The organism is Methylomonas albis, from assembly GCF_014850955.1.
GTDB lineage: Bacteria > Pseudomonadota > Gammaproteobacteria > Methylococcales > Methylomonadaceae > Methylomonas > Methylomonas albis.
In genome coordinates, this window is the sequence record NZ_JACXSS010000001.1 from 81,908 (window position 1) to 102,713 (window position 20,806).

General features: G+C 52.1%; 16 protein-coding genes. 3 read left to right on the forward strand and 13 right to left on the reverse strand.

Annotated elements, in window-relative coordinates:
* Nucleotides 1-35: 35 nt before the first annotated feature.
* Nucleotides 36-569 (reverse strand): RNA polymerase sigma factor, encoded by a 534-nt coding sequence (locus EBA_RS00330; RefSeq protein WP_192372176.1) that lies wholly within the window; start codon nucleotides 567-569, stop codon nucleotides 36-38.
* 582 nt (nucleotides 570-1,151) lie between these two features.
* Here EBA_RS00330 and EBA_RS00335 point away from each other — a divergent pair.
* Entirely contained in the window at nucleotides 1,152-3,125 is a 1,974-nt protein-coding gene (locus EBA_RS00335) for a TonB-dependent receptor plug domain-containing protein (protein ID WP_192372178.1), read from the forward strand.
* Nucleotides 3,126-3,241: 116 nt separating this feature from the next.
* On the opposite strand, the gene EBA_RS00340 is transcribed toward EBA_RS00335, so the two are convergent.
* The 3 genes from EBA_RS00340 to EBA_RS00350 all read right to left on the reverse strand — a co-directional run bounded on the left by EBA_RS00340 (nucleotide 3,242) and on the right by EBA_RS00350 (nucleotide 7,292).
* Complete coding sequence (locus EBA_RS00340) at nucleotides 3,242-5,608, reverse strand: TonB-dependent siderophore receptor (protein ID WP_192372180.1); 2,367 nt, start codon at nucleotides 5,606-5,608, stop codon at nucleotides 3,242-3,244.
* Between the two features lie 96 nt (nucleotides 5,609-5,704).
* Entirely contained in the window at nucleotides 5,705-6,661 is a 957-nt protein-coding gene (locus EBA_RS00345; RefSeq protein ID WP_192372182.1) for a FecR family protein, read from the reverse strand.
* A 109-nt stretch (nucleotides 6,662-6,770) separates the two neighbouring features.
* Complete coding sequence (locus tag EBA_RS00350) at nucleotides 6,771-7,292, reverse strand: RNA polymerase sigma factor (protein WP_229427813.1); 522 nt, start codon at nucleotides 7,290-7,292, stop codon at nucleotides 6,771-6,773.
* Nucleotides 7,293-7,762: 470 nt separating this feature from the next.
* Between EBA_RS00350 and EBA_RS00355 the strand changes: the two genes are divergently transcribed.
* On the forward strand, nucleotides 7,763-8,350 hold the full coding sequence (locus EBA_RS00355) for a Uma2 family endonuclease (protein ID WP_192372184.1): 588 nt from the start codon (nucleotides 7,763-7,765) through the stop codon (nucleotides 8,348-8,350).
* A 240-nt stretch (nucleotides 8,351-8,590) separates the two neighbouring features.
* Here EBA_RS00355 and EBA_RS00360 read toward each other — a convergent pair whose 3' ends face one another.
* From EBA_RS00360 to EBA_RS00390, 7 genes are all read right to left on the reverse strand, one after another.
* On the reverse strand, nucleotides 8,591-10,951 hold the full coding sequence (locus EBA_RS00360; RefSeq protein WP_192372186.1) for a TonB-dependent siderophore receptor: 2,361 nt from the start codon (nucleotides 10,949-10,951) through the stop codon (nucleotides 8,591-8,593).
* A gap of 296 nt (nucleotides 10,952-11,247) precedes the next feature.
* Entirely contained in the window at nucleotides 11,248-12,231 is a 984-nt protein-coding gene (locus tag EBA_RS00365) for a FecR family protein (RefSeq protein WP_229427814.1), read from the reverse strand.
* Between the two features lie 71 nt (nucleotides 12,232-12,302).
* Nucleotides 12,303-12,830, reverse strand: coding sequence for an RNA polymerase sigma factor (locus EBA_RS00370; RefSeq protein ID WP_192372190.1), 528 nt, complete (start codon nucleotides 12,828-12,830; stop codon nucleotides 12,303-12,305).
* Nucleotides 12,831-13,021: 191 nt separating this feature from the next.
* Nucleotides 13,022-14,200, reverse strand: a complete 1,179-nt coding sequence (locus EBA_RS00375; RefSeq protein WP_192372192.1) for a PepSY-associated TM helix domain-containing protein — start codon at nucleotides 14,198-14,200, stop codon at nucleotides 13,022-13,024.
* 120 nt (nucleotides 14,201-14,320) lie between these two features.
* On the reverse strand, nucleotides 14,321-16,726 hold the full coding sequence (locus EBA_RS00380) for a TonB-dependent siderophore receptor (RefSeq protein WP_192372194.1): 2,406 nt from the start codon (nucleotides 16,724-16,726) through the stop codon (nucleotides 14,321-14,323).
* 201 nt (nucleotides 16,727-16,927) lie between these two features.
* Nucleotides 16,928-17,908, reverse strand: coding sequence for a FecR family protein (locus EBA_RS00385; protein WP_192372196.1), 981 nt, complete (start codon nucleotides 17,906-17,908; stop codon nucleotides 16,928-16,930).
* Between the two features lie 181 nt (nucleotides 17,909-18,089).
* Nucleotides 18,090-18,599 carry an RNA polymerase sigma factor gene (locus tag EBA_RS00390; protein WP_192372198.1) on the reverse strand — a complete coding sequence of 170 codons (510 nt, stop codon included), beginning with the start codon at nucleotides 18,597-18,599 and terminating at the stop codon, nucleotides 18,090-18,092.
* 334 nt (nucleotides 18,600-18,933) lie between these two features.
* On the opposite strand from EBA_RS00390, the gene EBA_RS00395 reads away from it, so the two are divergent.
* On the forward strand, nucleotides 18,934-19,101 hold the full coding sequence (locus tag EBA_RS00395; protein WP_192372200.1) for a hypothetical protein: 168 nt from the start codon (nucleotides 18,934-18,936) through the stop codon (nucleotides 19,099-19,101).
* Between the two features lie 6 nt (nucleotides 19,102-19,107).
* Here the strand turns inward: EBA_RS00395 and EBA_RS00400 are convergent, their stop codons facing one another.
* Nucleotides 19,108-19,398: a hypothetical protein gene (locus EBA_RS00400; protein ID WP_192372202.1), complete on the reverse strand. Its 291-nt coding sequence runs from the start codon at nucleotides 19,396-19,398 to the stop codon at nucleotides 19,108-19,110.
* A gap of 173 nt (nucleotides 19,399-19,571) precedes the next feature.
* Nucleotides 19,572-20,780: a sialidase family protein gene (locus tag EBA_RS00405; protein WP_192372205.1), complete on the reverse strand. Its 1,209-nt coding sequence runs from the start codon at nucleotides 20,778-20,780 to the stop codon at nucleotides 19,572-19,574.
* Between the last annotated feature and the right edge of the window lie 26 nt (nucleotides 20,781-20,806).

A 20,806-nucleotide genomic window follows, 5' to 3' on the forward strand; every position in this document is an offset into this window, starting at 1 on the left:
ATTTTTGGCTTGAACCGATGGCATGTCGATAGCTATCACGCTTGGTTTCCGCCATCCGCTTCCAGCTCCCGCATCCGCCGCCGGCAGTGCTCCAGCGCTTTGACGATATGTTTGAGCACGGTGTTTTCCGCAATCCCCAACTCGCGCATGATCTCCGAATACGTGTTGTGCTTGAATTTATGCAGGATAAACACTTCCCGGCAACGCGGTGGCAATTCGGAGATAGCCTGTTTCAAATGCTCAAGCTGTTGTTGGCTGTAGAGCTGTCGTTCCACGCCCGGCGCGGCATCGGCGTGATCGAGCAATTCTTCCTCGTCTGCATGGCGCGCTTGCTCCCGCTGGCTCTTGCGTAAATGGTCGATGGCCAGATTGTCGACGATTTTGTACAGAAAGGCGCGCGGATTATGGATTTGGTCATCGGATTCGAATTGAGTCAGCCGAAAAAACGCATCCTGTAAAATATCGGCGGCGGTGTCCGGGCAGCTAACGCGATGCGACAGGAATCCCAGCAACTCGTCGCGGTGTTGCTGAATCAAGTCTGTGGCAAAGTCTGGAGAAAATTTGAACATCGGTTAAAGCGGCGCGTAGGTATCAACCGATATGCAAAACCGGCGCCATGATGGAGACAGCTCAATAGCGATTAGGGGTGCGGGTAAAACATGCCGTCTCGATGCCGGCCGATAATCGGGCATTTGATCCATGGCCCGCGGTATATGCCACAATTTTGCCATATCCGTATAGCGGCTGCCGATCACAGAAATACCAGCCGAAGAAAAGTTCTTGAGGCGCGATTTCCGCAAGCTGTTTTTCGAGATCGATCTTTAATTACTCTAACAATCGACTATTCTTCATGACTTGTCGCAATGTAAAGATTGCTTCTGATTTCACCCGTCAGTCTCTTGAAGTCGTGCGCTAGGGTGGCTGCACGGATTTGGTTTTCTATTTACATTTGATCATTTTAATTACTATTTCGAGAAATTTCCCTGCCGGAATTATTGGCCTCGATAAGGTGCATACCTTCATTAAAAATTTATCCAATTAAATTGAAATACGTACCGTGTCTTATAGTTTTACTCGTGTGTGTCTCTTCGTTGACTTGGGCCGAACCCGTTTGGTCGGATGAAATAGGGCAAGATGCAACGGATATAGATATGGTCGACTTACTGAATGTCCATGTCATTTCAAACGCAAAAAAAACTCGAGTAACCTCTGCGTCCAAAAAAGCGGAAACGGTAGCCAACGCGCCAACGGCTGTGTTTGTGATCAGTAATGACGATATTAAACGTTCCGGTGTCACCAGCGTGCCGGAAGCACTGCGTTTGGCGCCCGGAGTAGAAGTCGCCAGAGCCAATGCCAATAAATGGGCGGTGGGCATCCGCGGTTTTAACGGCGTGTTTGCCAACAAATTACTGGTCTTGATTGATGGGCGTAGCGTCTATAACCCGAGCTTTTCCGGCGTATATTGGGATACTCAGGATGTTATGCTGGAAGATGTCGAGCGTATCGAAGTAATTCGCGGTCCCGCCGCGACCCTTTGGGGCGCCAATGCGGTGAATGGGGTTATTAACATTATCAGCAAAGAGGCGAGTAAATCGCAGGGCGGTTTATTAACCGCGGGCGGCGGTAGCCAAGAAAACGGTTTTGGCGCTCTGCGTTACGGTAAGCAGTTAAATCAAGACACTTACGGACGGGTTTATATCAAAGGGTTTGCCCGCGATAATTACAAAAAACCCGATGGCACTGGTAAGGCCAATGACGGTTGGGATATGCAACAAGGCGGTTTTCGGGTAGATACGCGCTTTTCCAATCGGGACGAATTGACCGTACAAGGCGATATATACCGTAATACTGTTGAGCAGGCTTTGACGATTCCTACCTTGAATCCGCCTTTTCAAGAAAATATTCAAAATAATTCGAATACTTCATCGGGTTGGAATATCAACTCTCGTTTTACCCATACTTTTTCCACCACGGCGGAATATAACTTACAGTTTTATTACGATCATAGTAAACGTGACGATTATCTGGTTTCGCGGCAATTGTTGGATACTTTAAATTTGGATTTTCAAAATAGTTTTAGAGTGAATCCAAAACATAATGCTCTTTGGGGCCTAGGCTATCGCGCCAATCTGGACAATTTTGAGAGCACTAGCCTTATCGATATTACGCCGAACAAGCGCAACACCCAGTTGTACACCGCTTTTTTGCAGGACGAAGCCACGTTGATTGATGAAACACTTTGGCTGACGATAGGCTCAAAATTCGAACATAACGATTACTCAGGATTTGAAGGTCAACCAACCGCGAAACTGATGTGGGCACCCTCGCTCCAGCAACGCTTTTGGGTTTCCTTTTCCAGGGCGGTCAGAACGCCGTCCAGAATCGAGCAAAACATACACGCTTTGCAGGGTGTTTCGTTGAGCCCGCAGATTCCCTTACTGGGAGGACAATCCTTACCTGTCGCCATTATCAATAACGGTATGCCAAATTTTAAAGCCGAAGTGGAACTGTCATATGAGCTTGGCTACCGCTTTACCTTATCGAATCAGTTTTCTATCGATATTGCGGGCTTTTACAACGACTACAACAATATGCGTAGTTATTCTGTGGGCAATTCTTACTTGTCTGCCACTCCTTCACTTCATTTGGTCCAGCCGATTGATTTCGTCAATTTGGGTAAGGCCAGCACTTACGGCTTCGAAGTAGCCACGGTTTGGCAAATGACGGATCGGTGGCGTTGGGATACCAATTACAGCTTCCTCAATACCTCGGTGAATAATGACTTACTGAGTTCGACAGCTATCAGCCCCCAACATAGCCTGTCGCTGCGCGCGGTTATCGATCCGGCGGATAATGTCACTGTCGATTTTTGGCTTCGTTACACCAGCTCTTCCAGTGCTCTCGACTTAAACAATATTTCGCCGGGAGCCAGTATTCAACAGCTTAATCCGCATGTCACTTTCGATACGCGTCTAGCCTGGAAACCTGTCCCGTCGTTGGAAATGTCGATAGTAGGGCAAAATTTGCTGGACAATAGACGCTTGGAATATCGGGATGAATCCGGTTTCGTTCAACCCAGCGCCATTTCCCGTGGTGTTTACGGCAAATTAGCGTTGGAGTTCTGACACGTCTCAACAGTTTTTCGCGGCTCGGAGCTATCGGGCCCAGCCCCTGCATGAGTAGTGCCGAACGGGCGCGACCACCCGTTCGTATAGAATATTGACAGGCGGATAAGGCCGATTTAGAACTCATATTTCAACGAACCCATCACATTGATTGGATAGCCGGGGATAGCCCCGCGGCTACCGCCATCCGAGTTAGCGTAATACTCTTTGTCTAATAGATTGTTGATATTCAACTGGGCGGTCAGTCTGTGTTGTTCGATGCGATGAGTGTAAGCGGCCATCGCATCCAAGCGAGCATAGCCCGGCAGGACGAAGGTATTGTCGGAGTCGCCCGGTCGGCTGCCAACGGCCACCACGCCCAAGCCAGCTTTAAAGGCTTCATCGAATTGCCAATTGCCCCACAAACTCCCTTGATGCCTGGGCACATTCTCCAGCCGATTGCCCTGCAAGCCGTCGAAATCTTCGATGTAATTGGCTTGAGTGTAGGCGTAGGTCGCCAATAGATGAAGTTGATCGGTAACTTGTCCAGCCAAGTCCAACTCGATACCTTTACTTCTGATTTTTCCCGCGAGTATCTGGAAATTCGTGTCGGCTTGGTTAGGGTCGTCGGTCAGCAGATTGCTTTTGGTTAATTCGAAAAACGCCAGTGTCGACGAAAAGCGCTTATCTTGCGACTCCATTTTTAGTCCGATTTCGTATTGTTTGCCTATCTGCGGTTCAAAGCGCTGATTGCTGGCGCTTACGCCGTTATTGGCGGAGAACGACTTTGTGTAACTTCCGTAAATCGATAGCCAGTCCTGAAGTTGGTATAACAAACCGACTCTGGGACTAAAGGCATTATCTTCACGCTCTAGCCGCTCGGCTCGAGCTGTGGCCAAGGAATTGGCGGAGAATTGCGAGCCAGTGGTGACGTTGTCGTAGCGGCCACCCAGCAATAGATGTAGTTTGTCGAAGAAGGTAATCTGATCCTGAACATAGGCTCCCACCCAGGATTCCTTGCGATAGAAGAAACCATTCGGCGTCGTTAGCGAGGCAAAATCGACTTGACCGTACACTGGGTCGAATATGTCGATAGCAGCTGCCGGGCCACTTATTGAAGACGCATCGGTTGTGGCGCGAAAACCATCAACACCGATTAACAGATTATGTTTGCTGCCCAGGATTTCGAACTTCCCGTTCAAATCGATATTACCGGAATGTGTCATAACATCTTGTCCCGCTATCTGTGCCGAGCGCTTGAGCATATAGCGGTTATTTACCAACTCTAAGCCGCCAAAATTGAAGAGCGTTGGACCGGTCAACGACCAATCTTTGAACAAGTAGCGCTGGGTGATTTTCCAATCGTCGTTGAAATGGTAGGTCCAATCGAAGCCGACCAGGGTACTTTCCATTAACATCCGCTGCAGCCCATCCTTCAGCGTGCGAGTGATCGGAATATCCGCGGGACGCCCACCAATGGCCGGAATACCGTAGTCGGAGTTAAAGTTATCATGCTTGTATTCCAACTCGAGATTGGTCTCGAATTTTTCGTTGGGCCGCCAGGTGATAATTGGCGCAACAAAGAAGCGCTCGTTGCCGACAAAGTCTCGGAACGACTGATTGTCGGTGTAAGAGCCATTTAGCCGATACAGTAGCGTCTTATCGTCGTCCAGCGGTCCGGTGGCGTCGATCAAGGTGCGGTATTGGTCGTAGGAGCCAAACTGCTGCTGCAAAGAATAGTACGGAGTGTCGCGCGGTTTCTTGGTCACATAGTTCACCAAGCCGCCGGGCTCGATACGGCCATACAGTACCGCCGCCGGCCCCTTGAGGATTTCAACCTGTTCGATGTTGGCGATGTCGTAAATATCCTGACGATTGAACAAACCATTGCGGTAGGCATCGCCAAACCCGGAGCCGGCCAGGCCGCGAATGATAAAGTTATCGTACAGATAGCCACCGCCGGTGCGGCCCAACACGCCGCTGACATGGCCGTTGACCGCGTCGGGCAAGGTCATCGACTGTTTGTCCGCCAACACGGCTTTGGGAATTACCTGTATGGAAACCGGCGTTTCCATGATAGGGGTATCGGTCTTGGTGGCGGTCGTGGCGTTGGGGCGGTTGTAATCGGTATTGTAGGGATCGGTGGCGTCGTAAACCGTCTGACCGATAACATTCACCGGTTGTAACATTGTCGCGTCCTTGCCCGCCGCCTTGATCGATACCGAACCGTCGCCGGCAATCGCAAAACTCAGGCCGCTGGCGGATAACAGCCTGCTCAGAGCCTCGTTTAGTGTCATTGTGCCTCGTAACGCCGATCCATTGCGGCCGGCCACGCTATCGTGAGCGTAAAAAATTTGTACGCCGGATTGCGCCGCCAGTTTTGGCAACGCCGCCGCCAATTCCTGGGCCGGGATGTCAAAGCTGTAGGTGGTTTCGGTAGCCCGCACTTCGCAAGCAGTAGCCAACAGGGCGCCGAACAATAGCGGTTGTGTTAAAAACTTCATCCATCTTCTCCTTTTGCGTGGGTTTCCAGAATGAAACGCACCACGCCGAAAAAGACGCCAAAATTTATTCGGGAAGAAAAGCGGGGCCTATCGGGGTCAGCGTCTGACCAATAACGCCTGCCCTGGCGCCGGACGCTGAATATTCACTGGCAGGGTCATCACGATAATATTCAGCGCGCCGTCGAGATTCCCGATATGGAAGGTACCGCTGACCTTTAGCTTGGCCAAGCTTGGGTCGGCCAAAGTCAAACGTGTGTCGTGAAAGCGTTCCAGTTCGCTTAACACGTCGTCCAGCCGCCGGTTTTCGAACACCAGTTGGCCGCGCAGCCAGGCAGTGAGATTGGCCGGACTGTCCGGGCTGTCCTGAAAATTGCCTTGAGAATCATAGCCGAGTACTTGATTGGCGTTGATTTCCCGGCTGCCCTTGGTTTCTACTTTAACGGCGCCGTCCACCACCGCAACGGCTACCTGCCGGTTTTGCACCTTTACGTCGAATTGGGTACCGATGTCGACGATAGTGCCGTTGCCGGCCTTAACCTCAAAAGGTTGTTGCGGGTTGTGAGCCACACTAAAAAATGCCTCGCCCTTGACCAGTTCGACCGAACGCCGCCAACGGTTGACCCGCAGATTCAACTCGGTATTGCCGCTCAGCTCCAGACGCGAGCCGTCGGCCAGTTGCACGGTCCGGCGGCCGCCGCGTTCGGTCTCATAGTGGCTGCGATGACCGTACCAGCCCTGTTCGGAGAAAGTACCCAGGCCCAAACCCAGCAACAAACAAGCGGCCAGTGCCAGTTCGGTAAAACGGCGCATACGCTTGCGCGGCACCCGGTAACTCAACGCTTGCCTGCGCACCGGAAAATCCCCGCCCTTGAAACGATCCAGCTTGCGCCATTTGTCGGCCAATTGCCGGTAAATGCGTTGTCTGTCCTCGCCTTGTGCCAGCCATTCCCGGAAGGCCTGGCGCTCTTCAGGCGTGCAGGTAGCCGAATCCAGCCGCAGAATCCACTCTATGGCTTGCTGTTGCAGATCGGACGAGGCTTCGGTTTTGGGCATGTTAAAAAGGGGGCGATGGGTTGCGCTAAGCACAGGCATTCTATCCTTTAGCCGCCCGACATTTAAAATCCGGCATCAGAAACAATGAAAAAACCCAGCAGTCACGGGCCTAGTCATCCGTAGAGTCGAAGCGCAGCAGCACATGCTGCGCGGCGAAGCCGACCAGCCTGACGGAATTGCGTTCGGAAATCCCCAGCCGATGGCCGATTTCCTTGTGCGACAGCCCTTCCAGCCGGTACAACACGAAGGCGTTGCGGGCAGTCTCCGGCAGTTCCAATAAAATCCTATTCAAGGATTGCAGTTCCTGTTCGGAGGCCAATTGATCCTCGGGCAGCGGCTCGGCGGCCGTTATGTCATGTAGTGCCTGGTCGTCGTCGGTTTCGATATGAAAACGGTCGCGAACACTCTGGCGGCGGTGTTGGTCGACGCTGAGATTGGCAATTGTCCGGTACAGGAAGGCTCTGGCATTGTCGATCGATTCCGGTTCGGGATGTTGCATCAAGCGCAAATACGCTTCCTGCACCAAATCTTCGGCAAACTCATTGCCGCCGCGCAGGCCGGCAAAGGCTCGTAGTTCCTGGCTATGCCGCTGAAACAGCCGATCAAACAGCGAGGGTTTGGATTTAGGCACTAACAAGACTCGGTGACGAAAAAGATAACGGTTAGGCAAGCTACCAAGCTTGGCTGGACTTAACGGCATGGCAGCCGGACCAATTCCGGTTTGGTGGTGTTGGCCGAATGGAATCACCCGCAAAAAACATTCCAGCTGGCCGAATTCAAATCGATAGATAGGTTTTGGCTGCGATTAAACCGTTTGCAAACAATTGTTTGAACTACACGTAAAAGTGTCTGCTTATGATGGGCTGCGGGAGCTTTCGTCGAACCGGGTGCGTTAGATCACGCAAAATCGCTTGTAGATACGTCAAATCACACAGTTTTCCACATTGTCAATCTCAGAGCCCATTGCCGAGCGCGGCGTGATCAAGCCTAAGTAATCCGGCGATCCATCCCGCTGCCGTTAGCCGAGAATTCCCCCTTGTATTCCCAGGCCAGGTCCCTAACAATATCATCAAGCAACGCAAGCATAGTTGGGAGCGAGTCATGGCGTTACAGCAAGATCAAGACAGTTTTTATCTGAGCGAAGAGGAGTATCTGACCACGGAGATCCATTCCGACGTTAAGCGCGAATATATCGACGGCCGGATTTATGCGATGGCCGGGGCCGGCTATAACCACAACTGTATCTCGGCCAATATTCTCCGTAAATTCGGCAACCACCTTGAGGGTACGCCCTGTGCAACGTTCATGGCCGACATCAAAGTGCGGATGGGTAAGGATTACGTTTATCCCGATGTGCTGGTGGATTGCAGCAAAATGGCCGGCGACGATGTTTTCTCCACATCTCCCGTGATTATCGTCGAAGTGTTATCGCGCTCGACCCGCAAAACCGATACCACCACCAAACTGCTGCGTTACATCAATTTGCCGTCCTTGCAGGAGTATGTGTTGATTGAACAGGACATCGTTTCGGTTCAGGTACTGCGCCGGAACAAGCACTGGCTGTCGGAATATTATTTTTTGGGTGATGCGGTGACTTTCGAATCCATCGCTTTGACCTTAAACGTCGAAGACATTTACGACCGGGTCGATAATCGCGATATGAATGAATTCAGGGAAGGCAAGGCTTGAAGCACCTGGCGACTGACAACATGAGTAAGTTGTCGTCCCCAGCAGATGCCGGGCGGCCTGGTCCGGCAAACCCGTCCGGCACGTTATTAAAAAGTTGTAAACTGAGTTTGAAACTTTCGGACCGGGGCGGCAACCACTGTCCAGCTTAAGCCCGAAAGATTTTTCAAGCGAATTGGCAAACTCCGCATGCTTCTGAGTATTAGGTGTAATACAACCCGATCACAGCAAGTTAGTGGTCACTTAAAACTCATATTTCAACGAACCCAATACGCTGATGGGTGAGCCGGGAATACTGGTGTGACGGCCACCGGACGTGTTTGCGTAATAATCCTTATCCAAAAGATTGTTGATGTTCATTTGTAAAGTAAGCTTGTGTTGACCAATGCGAGGGCTATACGCCGCCATCGCATCCACGCGAGCGTAGCCGGGCAACGAGCAGGTATTGGCGGTGTCACACGGCCGGCTACCAACGGCAACGGCACCTAAGCCCGCCTTAAAGGTACCGGTAAACTGCCAGGTGCCCCACAGGCTGCCCTGGTGCTCGGGTACATTCTCCAAGCGATTGCCTTTTAGTCCGCTGAAGCTTTGCACATAGTTGACCTGGGTATAGGCATACGTCCCCAATAAATGCAGTTGCTCGGTAATTTGCCCGGCCAGATCCAATTCAATACCTTTACTGCGGATTTTTCCGGCCAGAATCTGGTAGTCGGGATTGGCTTCATTAGGATCGTCGGTTAGCAGATTGCTCTTGGTTAAATGAAAAAACGCCAGGGTCGATGAAAAACGTTTGTCATGCGACTCTGTCTTCAGGCCTATTTCGTATTGCTTGCCTATCTGCGGCTCAAAACTTGTACCGCCGACACTCACACCATTGTTAGCACTGAAAGACTTAGTGTAACTGCCGTAAACCGACAGCCAATCCTGGACTTGGTAAAGAATACCGGCTCTCGGGCTAAAAGCGTTGTCTTCCCGCTCTATCCGTCCGGCTTTGGCCGCATCCAGGGACGCAGTCGAGGCAATGGCTCCCGTGGTGACATTGTCGTAACGACCGCCCAACAAAATGTGCAGCTTATCAAATAGCGTCATCTGGTCCTGGGCGTATGCGCCCACCCATGATTCCTCACGATAAAAGAATCTGTTGTAGGTCGACAAGGCGGCAAAGTTTACTTGCCCATAAACCGGATTATATATGTCGATAGACGCAGCTGAGCCATTTGCCGATGGCGCCTCGGTCGTGGCGTGAAAGCCGTCGACACCAACCAACAGATTATGCTTGCTGCCCAGGAGTTCGAATTTACCGTTCAAATCGATGTTGCCGGAATGGGTCATTACATCTTGTACACCCACGGAGGCGGAACGATTCAGAATGCGGTTGTTAGCCTGTAAGCCACCGTTGAAAATGGCCGGACCGCTTAGCGACCAATCCTTAAACAGATAACGCTGGGTGATTTTCCAATCGTCGTTAAAGCGGTAAGTCCAGTCGTAACCCACCAAGGTACTTTCTACGGTTTGGCGCTGAAATCCGTCCTTTAGACTGCGGTCGAAGGGAATGGCTGCCGGGCGGTTGCCAATCGCGGGAAGCCCGAAATCGGCGTTGAAATTATCATGTTTATATTCCAGCTCGAGATTAGTTTCGAACTTTTCATTCGGCCGCCAGGTAACAACCGGCGCCACAAACACTCGTTCGTTACCGACAAAATCCCGGAACGACTGATTATCCGTGTAAGAGCCATTGAATCGATAGAGTAGCGTCTTATTATCGTCAAGCGGCCCCGTGGCATCGATCAAGGTACGATATTGGTCGTAAGAGCCGAACTGTTGTTGCAGAGAATAGTACGCAGTATTCAGCGGTTTCTTGGTTACATAATTGATTAGCCCGCCCGGTTCGATTCGGCCATACAGTACCGCGGCCGGGCCCTTGAGAATCTCGACTTGCTCGATATTGGCAATGTCGTAAATATCCTGGCGATTGAACAGGCCGTTGCGATAGGCATCGCCAAAGCCCGAGCCAGCCATACCGCGAATAATAAAGTTGTCATACAAAAATCCTCCGCCCGTGCGGCCCAATACGCCGCTGACATGGCCGTTTACTGCGTCGGGCAAAGTCATCGATTGTTTATCCGCCAGCACGGCCTTAGGCACTACCTGTATCGAAACCGGGGTTTCCATGATCGGAGTATCGGTCTTGGTGGCGGTCGTGGCGTTGGGGCGGTTGTAATCCGGATTATACGGATCCGTAGCATCATAGGCCGCCTTGCCGACCACTGTCACCGCGCCCATCATCGTGGCGTCTCCGGCACCTGAAGCCGGTTTAAGGGTCACTGTGCCGTCGCCATTGATACTGTGAGTTAAGCCGCTGCCGTTCAACAATTTACGAACAGCTTCCTCTATCGTGTAATCGCCTTGCAGCGCCGGGCTGGTTTTGCCGTTGGTGGAGTGTTCCGCATACAGCATCGCGGTGCCGGATTGCGCGGATAGTTGTTGTAAGGCACCTGCTAGGGCTTGCGCCGGTATATCGAAATGCTGTTTGCCATCCTCGGCGTAGGCTTGGGCCGAGAGCAGCGCGATAGCGGCGGCTAGACGTTTGATTGTGAATGTCATGCTCCATGTCTCCATTAATTTAGGGTTCATGGGCATAGACGCGGTAGTGAAAAAAAGCCGCCAGCCAAACGGCAATTAATTTACAGCCCTGATTCTACTTTGTCAGCTTACTAAAAAAGGTGCGTCATACCCGCAGGGAAGTGGGTGCCCAGTGCCATGGCTGGTAAGTTTCGATCCATCCATGGAGTCTGGATTTCGGCAATCCCTGCCGAAACGACGGGCTTAGAAAGGTCGTTCGAGTAATCTGACACAGTAGCATTAGGTGGAGCGACAGCAACCCGTGGTCCCAATTTTCTTTAGCGCTGGCCCGAAACCGCTTCCAGCACGATCTCGCGCTCGCCGACTCGTTTGACACTGATCGGCAATAGCGTGGCCACTGCATTCAACATACTGTCCAGTTGCTCGGTGCGAAAACTGCCGTTGACGCGAAGATCCGCCAGTTTAGGGTCGGGCAGGCGGATTTGGACGTCGTGATAACGAGCGATTTCAGCCAATACTTCGGCCAGGCGTCGGCCGTTAAAAATCAGCTGCCCTTGGCGCCAGGCCGTCGCTGCGGCAATATCGCCAGGCGCGGCTGCGACAAAACGTTGGTCGTCGCTATAAGCTAATTGCTGCCCGGCATGCAGTTCGCGGCGATCGTCCTCGCTGAGCATTTCCACTATGCCTTCTTGTACCGCCACGCTGACCCGGTCGGCTTGCTTATACACATCAAAAGCCGTGCCTATGTCGCGCACGCTGAGATTGCCCGCCTGCACACGAAACGGCCTTTCGGCATCGTGAGCCACCTTAAAGAAGGCTTCGCCGCGAATCATGTCCACCTGGCGCTGTGCATGGTTGAAATGGACTCGTACTTCCGTGTCGGTATTCAATTCCAGCTCGGTGCCATCCGACAACGCTAAGATCTGCCGTTGGCCTTTGCCGGTGCTGTAGCTGTGCGGCAGGCCGTACCAGCCTTGCGGGGAAAATATCGCCAAACCGAGCGTCAACAACACGGTCGCCGCCGCAGCGTAAGCCAGCCATTTTCGCCTGACAGACGGACGCGTAGCTGGCCGATAACGCAAGGCTGCGTCGCGCGCCGGAAAGCTGTGCTGCTTGAAAGGCTCCAGCCAGGCCCATTGCGCTTGCACCTGCCGATAGGCCGCTTCGTGAGCGGGGTTGGCGGCCAGCCAGTCTGCAAATTCGCGTTGGCTTGCTGCGTCTTCCGGCGCATCGCGCAAGCGTAGCAGCCAGGCTATCGCTTGGTCGCGCAGGGTTTGGCTGGTAGATTCGCTGTCTGACACGCTGAGTGGCTGAAATGTGTTTGTCAAAAGAACAGTTTACCGGACATTGTCATAGACGGGCTAGACGGCAATTACCGCCAAGCATGCTCCGGTTCAGCGCTGAGTTTGGCGCTGATATGTTGCATCGCCAGCATCACATAACGTTCAGAGCAACGTACCGAAATGCCCAAGCGCTGGGCAATTTCGGCATGTGAACAGCCTTCTATCCGGTATAACACAAAGGCATGGCGGCGCAATTCCGGCAATTCGTCCAGCCAGCTGGAGAATTTCTCCAATTGTTGATGAGTTTGCCAATAATGCTCCGGCGATAGGCGCTGGTCGGCAACATGCTCGATGTCGGCGTCGGGCTCATCGAAACGCTCGCGCGTTTCGCGGCGGCGATGGCGGTCGACAGTCAGATTGGCGGCGGTCTGAAATAAAAACGCCCGCGGATTTTGGATGGTTTGCGGCTCGGGATATTGCGATAAGCGCAGAAAAGTTTCCTGCACAATGTCGCTTACATCGGGCTCTCGCGGCCAGCGCCCACGCACAAAGCTGCCTATTTCGTGCGCGTGTTGCAGAAACAGCGTGTGCAGGAATCCGGAAAGGTCTTTGGGCATTAGCGATTGTTTGGGGTGGAACGGCTGGCGCGAAACCAGCAATGTTCACGCCATCATGCTGAAACAATAAGCTGATGCAGCGGATTGGGCGGGATTGCGCCGCCCGCAGGGATACCTTGCTTTGGCGCTTGGTTTAACCGACTTCTTGAGTGATGCGTGATATACCGCAGTTTTTGAAAAGTCGTGGCATATCACACAGTAGAATCTTTGCGGATATTTTGGCCAGCTCTCCGCTTTTGCCGCCAGCGAATAACTCCGGTGACATATAGCAGTAATGGCAGTAAGCCCATAAGGAAAATCATCGATTGTCCGATCAAGCCGAATGCTTCGCCGGTATGCAGCGGATAAAGCCATTCGATAAAGATGTCGCCCGACGAACGAGTGACCGCTTCGCGGGTATGGATGATTTTGCCGCTGTATTGATCTATCCAAAGTTGGCGGTAGGGCTGCCTTGAGTTGATTGCGTCAGCGGCGCGCTTGCCGACATGGTACACACCCCGCTGATCCATCGGAAAACCGATCCAGCGATATTCGCCATCGGGAAACAGCGCATCGGTGATCGCGATGACTTGGGCAAGACTGAGCGGAGTCTTGCCTCCTTGATCCGTATCGCTTTGGTAGCTTGGGTAAGCTTCCGATACGGGCGAGAAAATGTTCACCAAGATTCGGCCATAATCTGGAAAAATCAGAAACACGCCGGACAGCGTCAAAAACAACAGGATAATGGCGGAGTAAAAGCCAAAGGTTTTGTGCAAATCGAAATTACGCCGTTCTGCGCTGGCGTTGCGTTTGATCGTCAGCGCTTTTCGATATTTCCCAGAAAGCGGCCACCATAAAATCAAACCGCTCAATAGTGAAAACAGCAACCCCAGGCCTATAAAGCCAACGGCATTCATGCCCAGCGAACCTAGAGCCAGACTGTAATGCAAACGTAGGATTACATCCATCAATGGTCCTCGCCAGCCGCGCTGGAAATCCACTTTCAGGCGTTGGCCGTTAACTTTGCCGGTATAGGGATTGATAAACAATTGATGGCTTTCAAAGTGCTGGGCATTAGGGGAAGGCTGTTCAAACCACAGTTCATAAGTCAAGTCGGAATATCTGGGAAAGCCGATGGCGCCGGCTTTACCGTCGGCGGGCAAGGCATTCAAACCCGCCCTGACAATCTCGTCCAGCGGCAACAGGTTTTTATGTTCCTCGGTTGTCGGCGCAGTCATCAACCCGGGATTCAGCCATTCGTCCAGCGGATATTCAAAAGCCAGCAAGCTACCGCTAAGGCCAATCAAAACGAAGATAGCGCCGGCAAATAAGCCAAGGTAAAAATGAACCTTAAGCCAAAATTTGCGGCGCGATTGTAGGGATAGAACCATGGGGGTTTTTAACGATTAATAGCTATGGTGATTAGCTAATTGTTGGGTTGCGGAAAGCAACCCAATCTACGTACTTAGTGCAAGAGGATATTGAACAGAATATGCACGACGGCTTATCGGTCAATACTGCAGTCTTATCGATCCCATCACCGAAAGTGGGTTGCCGGTCGTGATTGAGTCGCGCCCCCCACCCGTCCCCGTGTAATAGCCTTTATCCAACAGATTGTTAATGTTCAATTGGGTCGTCAGGTGCGTTTTGCCTACGGGTAACGTATAAGCTGCCATGGCATCCATTGTGATATATCCCGGCAAATCAACGGGATTGTAATTGTCGCCATTGCGTTTCCCTACCAAGACACCGCCGAGTCCCGCTTTAAAGTGATTTGTAAACTGATACGTTCCCCATAAACTGGCTTGATGCTCTGGAACATTGATTGGACGCTGGCCTAACAATGGTGCATCGGCGTTAACGTAACGAATATCCGTAAAGGCATAAGTAGTAAGCAAATTTAGATATTCGGTTATTTGGCCTTTTATATCGACCTCAATCCCTCGTCCCCTTGCCTTACCGGCGGCAATGACATATCCGGGGTGAGCTGGGTCATTAGTTATCGTATTCGTTTTCGTTAAGTGGTAAAACGATACTGTACTGGAGAGCCGCTGATCGAAGAATTCAGTTTTGAAGCCCGTTTCGTATTGTTCTGCCTCTTCCGGTTTAAAACTTTGGCCGGAAAATGCTTGTCCTTGGTTTGCAAAGCCCAACGATTCCGAGTAACTACTGTACAAAGACAGCCAGTTCCAAGGTTGGTACAGGATGCCAACGCGTGGGCTAAATTTTTGATCTTCTTGATCACTGAAATTAGCCTTTGCCAAGGCAAAAGACGTGGGACTGAAACCCGTGCCATAGGTAACCCAATCATAGCGCCCCCCTCCCATAATATGCAGCTTTTCAAACAAGGCGATCGAATCTTGGAAGTAAACGCCAAATCGTTCCTCTTTGCGAGCAAAGTGTCTACCAGGAGCCATTGCATTGGCGGCCCCTTCATCAACGACGTGATAAACAGGGTTAAAAATATCAATGCTTGGTGCTATTGGCGCATTAAGGTAGCGGACACCCAAGGTAGCAAAGGTGTTGTGGTAATAATCGCCACCTAAAAGGACTTCATGTTCAGAGCCGAACAGATTGAATTTTCCTGTTAAATCTAAGTTAGTTGAATAAGTTTCCTGGGTCGCGGGGCCTTTTCTATAAAATCTATCCAGAGTGCGGTTATCCGCTTGCAAGCTTTCAGTACCAACTTCGTTATATAAGGTATCCCAGTTCTCCCAAAGAAAACGATTTTTTACTTTCCAATTGTCATCAAACTTAAATGCCCAGTCATAAGCGACCAACGTCGTATCCATTTCAACTTTTTTAGCACTATCTTGGTAACTACGACTTAAAGGGACGGGGGCGGGGCGATTGCCGATGGCGGGGATTCCCCAATCATCTACTCTTCTTTCGTGTTTATGTTCCACTTCAAGATTCGCCTCAAAACGATCATTGGGTCGCCAGCTTAATGTTGGTGCGATGAAGTAGCGTTCATCGTTGATGAACTGTTTAAATGAACCAATATCCTGATAAGAAAAATTGACGCGATAGCGTAATTCACCATTCTTATCGATAGAGCCTGTGGCATCGGCAGTGGTGCGATATTGGTCATACGAACCAAATTGTTGCTGCAAAGAATAGTAAGGCGTGTTTAGCCCCTTTTTAGTGACATAATTGACCAAACCACCGGGTTGGCCTCGACCGTACAGCATAGACGCGGGACCTTTGATGACTTCAAATTGTTCGATATTAGCCAGATCATAAGTCCCAAAACCGCGCAGCAAGCCATTACGGTAAATGTCACCACTACCAAAGCCTCGAACAGTAAAATTTTCGTAAATATTGCCTGAGTCGTGATTCGCCTGAATACCACTGACATTCTTGGTGATAGCATCGATAATGTTAATATTCTGCTGGTCGTTCATTAAAGCTTTAGGCACGACTTGAATATTCATGGGCGTTTTCATAATCGGCGTATCGGTTTTAGTCGCCGTAATAGCGTTGGGCAAGCTGTAATCCGGGTTATAGGGATCGGTGGCATCGTAAGCGACTTTCCCCACTACTGACACTGCCGGTAATGTCGAAGAACCGTCGCTACCGGGTTTTTGTATGCCGGTTGGATCGTGCTCCAAGGTAATGGTGTTGGCATCGCTAAAGCGATAGCGCAAGCCGCTTCCGCTCAGAAGTTTTTGCAAGGCTTGGTCGGCACTGTAATTGCCTTTGACTTCGCTGCTGCGCAAATCTTTTGCAACATCGGTACTGAAAAACACCTTGATACCGCTGATTTCGGAAAATTGCAGCAGGGCGTCGGCCAATGGTGCAGACGGAATAGCGAAATCGATGGTGCTTTCTGCTGCGCACCATGGGCTGACGCTCATCGCTACGGCAAAAACGGTTAAACAGAACGGGTTAAAGGGCGTTGCTGTGCGCTGACTCATTTGGCCTCCTGGCGTTTTGACTACGAAAATGGCGGTTGGCGAAGGAAGGTGTTCCGACGTCGTATCCACATGGGTTCGTAAGCAAAGACGAAGGGAGGGATAGGTTTTACAACCTGGGTGAGAAAATATTTTAGTGATCAGTTAGACAGCTGTGCTTTGCCGTGATGCCGGTCTCGAGATGAAATCGGCGTTGGTCGTGGCCTAGAGTTGATTTCGGCGCAAAACCACCAGCGCGTCGGTCAAACGGGTTTCGCTGACGGACAAGGTTTTCTCGATCACACTCAGCGCGGCTTCCGGTTCGTTGGCGTCGAACACGCCGGTCACCAAATGCCCGGCGAGGGCCGAATCGGCGATCAGGATTTTTCCGGGGCGGTAGCGGTTTAGATCGTCGATGACTTGTTGCAGCGGTTTTTCCTTAAACACCAGGCGCCGCTCCTGCCAGGCGGCGGCTTGTTTCAGATTCACGGCTTCCGGCACACCGGTTTTACCGCCAGCGGAGACGACGCGCTGGCCTTCCGCCAAGCGTTCCAGGGTTTCGCCTCCACTGAAGGCGACGCGGACGCTGTGTTCGTAGACCGTCACTGCCAGGTTGCCCTGCCACTGTTTGATGTCGAAAGCCGTGCCCAAGGCCCTGACGCGACCGCCGCTACTAAGCACTTCGAACGGTCTGGCTGCGTCGGCAGCCACCTTGAAATAGGCTTCGCCGCCGTGCAGGTGAATGACGCGCTGCCGCTCGGAAAACGCCACCGACAGCGAGGAAGCGGTATTCAAGATCACCGTCGAGCCGTCGCTCAATTGAATCTTGCGCAGTTCGCCGGTGCCGGTGCGGAAGTCGGCAAAGTAGCCGGCGTTAAACGCCCAGCCCAAACACAATGCCAGCATCAGGCACGCGGCAATTGGCCAGGCCCATAGACCCCGTCCGGCTTTGGCAGCCGCTGTTCCGCTGGCTTTTTGCACTCGTCGCTCGATCCGGCTTAGGTGGGCCGGGTTCAAGGTCTCCACCCGCCGAAAAAAACGCTGCGTCTGTTGCCAGGCTTCCAGGTTCTCCCGGCTGGCCGCCAACCAGGCCTGCCACAATTTTTCCTGCTCGCTGTCGTAGAACGGCGATTCGCGCAAGGCTAGCCAATATTCGGCTTGCTCATCGGCGCTGGCGTCGGGAAAAGGTGGGAAGGCATGGTTCATATCAAAATTGGCGGTGCGGTCAGCTCGGTATTCGGATTATAAAACGCTCGTTGGATAAACTCAGGTCCGATTGGCAAACTATTACCCAGGCCCCAAATGCCGCTGGCCCTAGGTGTGCTGAAGGACTCAGGGCCAACGAAGTGCCGGGAGTTGTAATGGACGGCTTAATAAATAAACCCGGTCAATCCAAATCGCCGACCTTCTCCCGGCAATGGCGCATGGCCTGGGTTAGATATTTGAAGATCATGGTTTGCGATATGCCCAGCCTTTGTTCCACTTCCGCGTAACTGCAATGCTTGAGTTTGAGCAGGACAAACACTTCCCGGCATTTGGGCGATAGATCATCCAAGGCAGTGATCAGTTGCTCTAGTTGTTGCTGCGACATGACGGTCCGTTCGGCGGATAGCGAAGATTGTACGCCTACTTCAGCCTCTTCATTCGCGGCGGCTTCCACATCTCGGCTGTGGCTGCGCAGATAATCGGTAGCCAGATTGGCAGCGATTCGGAAAATGAAGGCGCGGGGATTTTCCACGCTATCTTTGTCACCGTAACCGGCATAGCGAATGAAGGTTTCTTGAAAAATATCCTGCGCCGTATCCGTACAACTAATGCGTTGAGATAAAAACCGCAATAGTTCGTGGCGGTGCTTGTGCATCAGGTCGGCAATGTCGGCGGCAGTCAATTCGAGCATGGGACAGATTATATAGGCGGCCAAATGTAGCGTTTAATCAAGCAATATTTACGCCCGAACATAGAAGGGGACAGGTTTTTAGCGTAAGTCTATCCGGAAAGCCCGCAGGGATTGAGGGATGGTGAAAACCGCTAAGGGCTATTGGGAAAAGTTGGTGAGCAATACTCAGGCTTACAACTTCATAAACTGTGTCATTTCACACGGTCAGGAACGGTCGTTTGAATTGAGCGGACCAACGTTTTTGCAACCAAGGGATTAAGCCGGTCACGAACAGCAATCGACAAATCAGCCCGGTCCAACCAAAAGCCTGCCCGGAATGCAGCGGCTATTGCCATTGCTTGAACAAATCGCCGCTGCTGCCGTGCGCAGCGTCCTTGATTTGCAGCAGCTTGCCATCGCGACGATCAAGCAGCAGACAGCGTTCGGAGAGCAGATAAGGCCTAAGGTCCGGCACATTCTGAAAGCAGGCGGTGAATGGGCTTTGTTCGGCGCCGCCAAGTGAGAAGTATTAGGCTGTGCCGCCCGGATAAGTTTGTCGCGCCTGTTGCAAGGCTAAGTCCAACGATACCGGGTTTGTCGCATTGGGTGTGGCTTGTACAATTGGCTCCGGCGTTAGCGGTGAAAAGCATTCCACCAGCCAACTGAATTGATCCGGCAGATTGAAATAAACCCCAGACCCAAACCCAACCACAAATGCACTTGCAGCCAGAATTTGCGGCGGACTTTTTAGACGGTGCAGGCTTTGGGTTTTGCAGTTTGGGAGATTGTTTAATCGGGTGTTGGAAGCAACGCTGTTCATCGCTATTGGCCTGTAAACGAATGGCTTTACAGATAAGACGTTTGAACAGCGGTTTTCCCAGCATAATGCCGAAAAATTCCGTTGCTACTTGAACAAGCCCGTGTCGAGCGCAGCCGAAGGGTTCAGGGAGAACGGAATTTCTCAAGGTTACGCTGCTATTTTTAGGGTTTTCTTTAGTCGACGGATAAAGTGACCAGCCGCACTTTCTTCTGAACCGGATCGGTCCAGCTTACAAATGCTTGTTTACCGACGCGAGTCATGCCCGGATATTTGCTCGGCCATTTCGGAAAACCGCCACCATACACGGTGATTTGCCGGCTGATTTTGCCGTCAGGCGTCACTTTAGCAACCTTTAGCTCATCCTCTGGTCCATTGCGGCCGCGCCAGCTGACCAGGGCCGAGCCATCGTCCAGCAGCAAGGCGTTGGCATAGCCGCTGGCGTCCGCATCCAGCTCGATAGGCTGATTAAAATGTACGCCGTTGTCGGTGGAGAAGGCCAGCTTCACCCGGCCTTTGCCGTCGGCGGCAGTGAACCAAGCCGCCACGCCGGCGGTGGGAGTCAGATCAATGGATGGCCCATTACTGGGGCAACCGCCGATCACCCAGCCGTCTGCATGCACGTTAGCGATTTGCGGATTGCCGCCGGCTTGCCAGCGCACCGCGCTGATGTCGCGAATTTCGCCGACGGCATGATCACGGTAGACCGTGACCAATTGCTCACCCTGTGCGTCGGTAAAGCTGCGGCAGCAGGAGCAAACATCGTCATCCAGCGTTAGCTCGGGGCCGGCCCGCCAATTTTTGTCGATCACGCTCGCCATCAGTTGGTAGCGGTTGGTTTTCTTATCGGCGGTAGGGTCGTGGCTGGCGTGGCGCATATCGGTCCAGACCAGCGCCAGTCGTGCATCGGGTAGCGCGGCCAAAGACATTTGCGCATCGTAGATACGTGCAGCATCTCCGTAAGGTTTTAGCTGTGGGCTCCAGCTTAAGCCGCCATCTATCGATCTAGCCAGGTAAATGTCTGCCGCGTAACGGTCCGTGGAATTTGCAACATACGGCATCCAGGCCGCCGCTAGGCTGCCGTCGCTCAGGCCTAGTACTACCGGCGGGTCAGCCAATTTACCCTCGACCTTGACCACCGTTAACGGCATGCTCCAACCTTGCTCTTCCAAAACGGCAAATTTCGCCGTACTGGTCCCCATATCGGTTTCCACCCAACTGAGCAGTAACCGCCCATCCGCCGTTTTTTCCAGGTGATGCTGCTGGCTAAAGCCCGACACCGGCAACTCCAGCTCACGGAACGGCAACGGCTTTGCCGACACACCCTGGCAGATGCCGCAATACAGTAAAAAGCCGGCGACGGACTTTAAAATTATTTTGGACATGGCGCGCTTCTCGACAAGATTGAGTT